This is a genomic window from Bacteroidia bacterium (assembly GCA_025056095.1).
Taxonomy (GTDB): Bacteria; Bacteroidota; Bacteroidia; order JANWVE01; family JANWVE01; genus JANWVE01.
Genome location: JANWVW010000159.1, coordinates 1 through 6,568 on the forward strand (window position 1 = coordinate 1; position 6,568 = coordinate 6,568).

The 6,568-nt window shown below is 36.0% G+C and carries 7 protein-coding genes; all 7 read left to right on the forward strand.

The window, feature by feature from the left end; translation table 11 throughout:
* Positions 1–241 precede the first annotated feature (241 nt).
* The gene (gene clpX / locus NZ519_10615; GenBank protein ID MCS7029201.1) at positions 242–1,480 is read left to right on the forward strand and encodes an ATP-dependent Clp protease ATP-binding subunit ClpX; all 1,239 of its coding nucleotides are present in this window, start codon (positions 242–244) and stop codon (positions 1,478–1,480) included.
* 29 nt (positions 1,481–1,509) lie between these two features.
* The gene (locus NZ519_10620; protein ID MCS7029202.1) at positions 1,510–2,346 is read left to right on the forward strand and encodes a rod shape-determining protein MreC; all 837 of its coding nucleotides are present in this window, start codon (positions 1,510–1,512) and stop codon (positions 2,344–2,346) included.
* Between the two features lie 11 nt (positions 2,347–2,357).
* A complete protein-coding gene (locus NZ519_10625) occupies positions 2,358–2,879 on the forward strand; it encodes a hypothetical protein (GenBank protein MCS7029203.1) in 522 nt (173 codons plus the stop codon).
* Between the two features lie 80 nt (positions 2,880–2,959).
* Positions 2,960–3,652: a cytochrome c gene (locus NZ519_10630; GenBank protein ID MCS7029204.1), complete on the forward strand. Its 693-nt coding sequence runs from the start codon at positions 2,960–2,962 to the stop codon at positions 3,650–3,652.
* A 52-nt stretch (positions 3,653–3,704) separates the two neighbouring features.
* Positions 3,705–4,484, forward strand: a complete 780-nt coding sequence (locus NZ519_10635; protein MCS7029205.1) for an SH3 domain-containing protein — start codon at positions 3,705–3,707, stop codon at positions 4,482–4,484.
* Positions 4,485–4,504: 20 nt separating this feature from the next.
* Positions 4,505–4,909 (forward strand): OsmC family protein, encoded by a 405-nt coding sequence (locus NZ519_10640; protein ID MCS7029206.1) that lies wholly within the window; start codon positions 4,505–4,507, stop codon positions 4,907–4,909.
* Between the two features lie 17 nt (positions 4,910–4,926).
* Positions 4,927–6,429 (forward strand): Ig-like domain-containing protein, encoded by a 1,503-nt coding sequence (locus NZ519_10645; GenBank protein ID MCS7029207.1) that lies wholly within the window; start codon positions 4,927–4,929, stop codon positions 6,427–6,429.
* Positions 6,430–6,568: the final 139 nt, after the last annotated feature.

The window sequence follows — 6,568 nt, forward strand, 5'->3', positions numbered from 1 at the left end:
GGAGGGTGGGCGTTAGCCCAGTGCGGAGCGAAGCGAAGCACCGAAGCGATAGCGTAGCCCGAAGCACGCCGACCTTGTGGGCATAAGCGCAGCGAATGCCCACAAGGGCACGCCCAAAAAAGAAAAAACTCACTATTTTGCACAACATTACTTAACTTATATCCGACTTGCAACAACTCACAAGCACAATACACACAAAAATCACAATATCTTGATACAAAATTCTCTATTTTTGCCCACTATGACAAGACAAGGATATTTTTGCTCTTTTTGTGGCAAAAGCGGAAATAAGGCTAATCTGATGATTTCAGGCAACAATAATGCTTTCATCTGCGATGAATGTGTTAATCGTGCTTACGAAATGGTTGGTTTGAATGTAGCTAAAAGAAAACCAAAATATCACTACACCAATACACAGCCCAGGTTTGAATACACTCCCCCACAAATAAAAGCACACTTAGACCAATACGTAATCGGACAAGAACATGCTAAAAAAGTTCTTTCCGTAGCAGTGTACAATCATTACAAAAGAATCTACCAAGATAGTTCAGATTCAGAAGTAGAAATAGAAAAAAGTAACATTCTGCTAGTTGGCGAAACAGGTACAGGTAAAACACTATTAGCTAAATCTATTGCTAAGCTCTTAAATGTGCCATTTTGTATTGCAGATGCCACTACACTTACCGAAGCAGGCTACGTAGGTGAAGATGTTGAAACTATACTCACTCGCTTACTTCAAGCCGCAGATTATGACGTAGCCGCAGCCGAACGCGGTATCGTATATATTGACGAAATTGACAAAATTGCTCGAAAATCAGATAATCCTTCAATTACCCGCGATGTTTCTGGTGAAGGAGTTCAGCAAGCACTACTTAAATTGTTAGAAGGAACCATTTCTAACGTTCCACCAAAGGGCGGGCGAAAACATCCTGAACAAAGTTTCATTCAAGTAAACACACAAAACATTCTGTTTATTTGCGGAGGCGCATTTGAAGGAATAGAAAGAATTATCGCACAAAGAGTTAATTCAGGTAGTATAGGCTTTACTCAAACTTTGAATCAAAAAACCTATCGGGAAAACATAATACAATATGTGCAAGCTCAAGATCTGCGTAAATTTGGGCTTATTCCTGAACTTATAGGCCGCTTACCTGTAATTACTTACCTTCATCCATTAGATAAAACTGCGCTTCGTTCCATTCTTACTGAACCTAAAAACGCGATAATTAAGCAGTATCAAAAGCTATTTGAAATGGAAGGAATTACTTTGGAATTTGATAACGATGTATTAGAGTACATTGTGGATACAGCATATAACTTGAAGCTCGGTGCAAGAGGATTAAGAAGCATCGTAGAACAAATTATGTTAGAGTACATGTATGATTTACCTGGTAAAAATATCAAAAAAGTAACTATTACCTTGAAAGACATACAGCATGTTACTGAATACCTTAATAAAACCCTCCCCAAAGTAGGATAGACAAAAAGTTCTAACTTTGTATGTAAAATATGCGAAATGTACTACTGCTTTTGCTCCGTTTTAGAGTAACAATTCTTTGGTTGGGATTATCTACTATTTCGCTTATTATCTCTGTACAATACAATCAGAAAAACAATGAGACATTTCATAATTATACTTCTGTAACTCATAGCTACATAGAATCCATCCGAGCAAAGCTGATGAAACGATACTACACACGCCAAGAAAATGAAGCTCTACGTGCCGAAAATCTGCGATTACGGCAAGAGTTGATGCATAAAAACTATCTTATACGCAGACTTTCTTTTCCAAAGCTTCCCGATAGTTTATCTCTAAGCTCGGATTGGACACTCATTCCTGCGCGAGTAGTTAATCAAACTATACATAAACAATACAATTTTATTACTCTCAATGCAGGTAGTCAGGATGGTGTAGCTAAAGGGGATGGAGTTATATGCGCGCAAGGCGTGGTAGGGATTGTAATAGCTGTGAGTAAGAACTATTGCGTAGCAGCTAGTGTGTTAAATAAAAATACTAAAATCAGAGCAAAAACCAGTGTAGAAGGTTCTGTAGGTATATTAGAATGGCAAGGCGATAAGGTTACCACGGCTAAGCTTAACTACGTTCCTGCTCATGTACTCATTCAACCCAATGACGTAGTAGTTACTTCTAGCTACGCAAACATATTTCCTGATGGCATTTTAGTCGGCAGACTAGCCCAGGTACAAAAGGCAGGTACAAATTTTTTTGACTTGACAGTTACATTGAGTACAAACTTCTCTCGTTTGACTGATGTGTACATAACACACCACAAAACTCGGGGAGAGTTAGAAGAAATAGAAAAAAATACTTTACCACATGAATAAAGCATTCTACTATGCAAGGCAAATTCTGGTTACTGTGGCTTAAACATGGAATTCTTTTTTTAGTTCAAATTCTATTCATTAACCATCTTCACATTGATTTAATCCCCTCACCTAATTTGTATATTGTTACTATTTTAATGTTCCCCTTGCAAATAAGTAGAGTTATAGGCATTTTTGTAGCATTTAGTTTGGGCTTGTTCCAAGATATTTTTACACAATCTTTGGGATATCATGCTTTCTCTGCCACTACCTTGATGTATTTAAGACATTATTGGCTTATATTTTTGTTAGGTAGAACCACCATAGAGAAAGACAAAGATTTTGACCTCAATCGAAGTAGTCCTGCTTGGATACTCTCATACTTTATTCCATTGGTTATTTTGTATCAATTTCTGTGGTTTTTTATGAGTAACGGTATGAACCTCAAAGATTTTGGAGCTAAACTTTTCAATAATTTTTTAGCAATTATTCTTTCACTATTTTTATGTTTTTCTGCTTATGTTTTGTTTTTTATGGAGAAAAAAAGACGATAGAGTTTTTCGTAGCAAAAAATTATTCTTATAGATGAAAAAATCAGCGTTTAACTTACGCAAAAGTTTTTTACCTTTGTAATATGAGTGCAGATACTTATCATGTTTTGTTAAAAGTTCATTGGTTGAGTGTATTAGCGTTTCTACTCATATACCTATACAAATTAGTTCTACTTACTACTAACAAAATTGGTAATTTAGAGCATTTTAGTAAAAAATTCAAAATACCTGAAATAGCTATCAGTGTGCTTTTTTTGCTTACAGGTATTATTTTGTTAATCAATACGGGCAACACTTCACATTTTTTATGGATAAAGATAGGATTAGTATTTGCGGCAATTCCGATAGGAATTATAGGTTTCAAAAAACATAACAAGATATTAGCTGCTTTATGCATAGTATTGGTAATAGCTAGCTATGGCATGGCAGAAGTCAATAAAAATATAAGCAAAAAAGAACTTAAAGTCGTTTTACAGCATGTCCCTACACCTAACATAGAACCTAACACAAACAAAGATACACTTCAATCAGATTTAGTTCAAAAACAGTTAGTTGAATATGGAAAGCAACTCTACACAGCAGCCTGTACTAACTGTCATGGGGAAAATGGAGAATTAGGTAAATCAGGGGCAAAAAACTTAAAAACCAGTACTTTAAGCGAAGCAGAAAAAAAACATATTATTCTAAATGGTAAAGGCGTTATGCCTGCCTACCGCAGTTTAAGCGAAGTGCAAGTACAGTCTATTCTTGAATACATTAAAACTTTTAAGAAGTAATTTGCTTGTCCAAAAAACATAATCCAGTCAAATAAAAATGTAATTTTACACAATGATAGCAGGGAACATGAAAAAAACACATTGGTTAGCACTTTATGCGGTATTATTCTTTTACTTTAGCTGCCATCCAACAGGCAAAAAAGAAAATAATGAAAATACTATTGAAAATGAAGCAGATAACAAAAAATCTGGCAGTATAGCAATATGTATTTATGACAAAATCCCTTTGCTTACTAAGCCCTCTCGTAAAGAAGGAAAATGGATTACTTCATTGGCGCTAGGAGAAAAAGTTACCTATTTAGGTGAGCAGCAAACCGATGAAACAAGTAAAGTTTCTTTTGTTAAAATACGCACATCAGACAACCAAGAAGGATATGCAGACGCAAGAGTAATTATTCCAAACGCAGAGGTGGCTTGTATCACAGATCACACTCCTATTTATAGCCGACCTGACCTTACTACCGTAACTCAAAATTCTTTTGAACCTTTTGATATTATAGCAATTGTCAGTAGGCAGGGGGAATGGACAGAAATAGTAGGAAAGCGCAGAAAAGGTTCTTGGATAGATAAAGGTTGGATAAAATCTAAAAGTATTTCAAAAGATGAAAAAGACATTGCCACAGCTGTGTACTGTGTCAGGGCTTTGAGCCAAAATACAACAGAAAAAACCCTTGCTGAACTCAAAAAAATCCAAAATAACAATGACCTTAAAGGTTCCATTTTTGAACGTGAAATTGCTGAAATGATTGAAAAACTTTCTGGCGGAGATAGTGAAAACTACCGTAAGTCTATTAGTACCCAAGAAGGGGATTTAGGTAGATATTTAGAGTAAATAGCTTTATTTTTGTAAGTATGGTAAAAATGAGCGTTTTGTATCAAGGGGAGCTACGGTGCTTGGCAACTCATCAACCTTCACAAACTCAATTGTATACAGATGCACCCACAGATAATCATGGCAAAGGACAAAGTTTTTCGCCTACTGATTTAGTAGCCACAGCCTTAGCTACTTGCATGATGACTATTATGGGCATCAAAGCCCGAGAAATGAATATTGACCTCACTGGTACTAAAATTGAAATAGAAAAAATTATGGCAAACAATCCACGCAGAATTGCTGCTCTTCCTGCAAAAATTAAATTTCCACCTCTGTCGTTAGATGAAAAATCTAAAAAAATATTAGAAAATGCCGCTCTTACTTGCCCCGTAGCTAAAAGCATTCACCCTGATATTCAATTTACCGTAGAATTTGAATGGTAAAACGCGCTCTTTATTTTTTGGTAATAATCTTACTGCTACAAGGCTGCGCAAATGTAGTACCCTTAACAGGCGGAGAGGTCCCTAAACGTACCCCTAAAATCACCTATCAAAATCCAGCAAATAAAGCTACTAATGTCCCCACAAATACTACCAAATTTGTTTTCAAGTTTGATACCTATATCAAATGTAACAATCCCCAACAGGAGTTTTTTATCTCTCCACCTATATTACCTTTACCTGAAGTTCAACTCAAAGCTAAGTCCATAGAAATAAAATTAAAAAGCCCATTGCAGCCTAATACTTGCTACACTATACAAACTAACGGCACTATCCAAGAGTATTATTCAGGAACTCCGCTTCCTCCGCAAAGCATAGTATTTAGTACAGGAAACGAAATAGATACATTAACCCTTACAGGTAAAATACAGGATGAATTGAGAAAAAAAATCCCTAACATGTACGTATGTGCTTACCGAAATACACCCATAGATAGCATAGGCAAAGTGCTGCCCAACTATATAACTCAAAGCAAAGAAGATGGCAGTTTTGAATTTAGGAACATTCAGCAAGGCGAATACTATTTATTTGCCCTTAAAGACCTGAACAATAACTTCAAGAAAGATTTACCCAACGAACAAACTGCAATTCTATTACAAAAAGTTCAGGTTAAAGATACTTTAAAGCCTATACTAACCTTGCTGCATGATGTCAATTCACCTGTAAAAGTGCAGCAAGCTGATACGCTCAAAAATGTTTTAAGAGTTACTTTATCCAAGGGCGTTTTTGCAGATAGTGTGTATTTACAAGATAAAAAAGCGTGCATACTGCATGAGTACAAAAAACTGTATTTTACAGATATTGACCTTCAAAAGCCGCTTATACTACGTACCGTAGATAGTACAGGAGCACGCAAGATAGACACTCTTAAAATAAGTCCTGTCAAAACCAAGTGGAAAGACAAAGTAACAATACTCAAAAATTCAATTGCCCCTAATGAGCCTCTCATTTTTTACGCAGAGGTCCCTACAACGTGGAGTAAATTATCGTTTTACATTTATCAAGCTAAAAATAGAATTCCTTTTCGCATAGATACGAATGCTTTTATGCTTAAAATATATCCAAAGCAAGGTGTGTGGCAAGAAAATACAAGCTATCACATACAGTTTTTGACTGCACCTTCAAATGTGGATACTACCATTAAAAGTTTTACAGTCTTACCCGAAAAAAATTTTGGAGGCATTGCAGGTAAAATACAAGGTAAAAAAGAAAATGAAATATGCTATTTTGCATCTGTGGATATGCCAAGTATTCGTTACAAAATAGAAGGTGAAACATTTAAGTTTAGTTATCTATCCCCAGGGAACTACCATTTTATTTTTGTGCAGGATACAAACGCGGATGGAATTTGGAACGGTGGCAGCTTTGAAAAAAAAGAATTACCTGAAAAAATACATTATTCCAAAGTATACAACATACGTGCGAATTGGATTTACGAAGATGAGGTAGTCAAAGTACCTTGACAAACTTTTATTTTACAGGATTGAGCAAGCTAAAAATCTGATTAGGTCTGTAAGATAATTTGATTTTTTGGGCGTGCCCCTTGCTGCGCAAGGGTCGGGGCATTCCGCACTACGCTTCGCTTCGGTGCTTCGCTAACGC